The 711-nt window shown below is 62.0% G+C and carries 1 pseudogene; it reads right to left on the bottom strand.

Features of this window, described 5'->3' with window-relative positions:
- Positions 1–515 (bottom strand): annotated as a pseudogene (locus RFM40_RS33615) (hypothetical protein); the annotation flags it as partial.
- Between the last annotated feature and the right edge of the window lie 196 nt (positions 516–711).

Here is a 711-nt window from a genome sequence, read left to right as displayed (position 1 = left end):
TCGCCACACCCTGGCTGGTCAGGCCACTTGCTGAAGCCGTTCACCAGCAGCGAGAGGTTTCGAGCGTCGAGCTGGCGAAGCACTGCTGGGTTGTCGCTGCAGAATTCGCCGATCCTGACCGTGCCGTCGCGGCATTCCGCCAGTTGGGGATATCGGCCGAACGACAATGCCAAGAGCGGCAATGCGCGAGCATCTACATCGTCGAGGGCGCTGGTAGACCTCGATACCTTGGCTGCCATGGCCCTGCAGGCCTGCATGCCCGGCTGACCTCCGAGTTCCCGGCTGACTGCGTTGGATACGGTCGCATATCCAAACGATTCTCCTTCACGGATGTCCTGTTCCCAGTTTGGCAGAAAGTGACGGGTGAATTGGACAGCGGCTCCTTGCAGGAATGCTGCCTGCTCTTCCTGGTCCCGCAGCATGCCGCTGTGGCGCACCACCGCACAGGAGAATTGAACGATGTCCCGAGCTCGACCAATGTCATCGAGGGCATTGTTGAACAGATTACTCGACATTGCGCGAGAGACGCGCTGCCGGGCTGCTTCGGAATGCCGTCCCGCTTGCAAATCGGCAATTTGTCTATGCGGCGGTAGCCCGCCTCCGTGGGAAAGTCCGGACCGCTGCGCCTGGCGCGAGGGTCCGCCCTCGGCCCGCAAAGCGCCTGATTGCTGCCGCGACCCTTCAGGCCGTTGAGAACCTATGCGGCGGCTA

It is taken from the genome of Mesorhizobium captivum (genome assembly GCF_033977165.1).
Classification (GTDB): Bacteria; Pseudomonadota; Alphaproteobacteria; order Rhizobiales; family Rhizobiaceae; genus Mesorhizobium; species Mesorhizobium captivum.
This window is presented reverse-complemented; position numbering and strand designations above follow the sequence as displayed.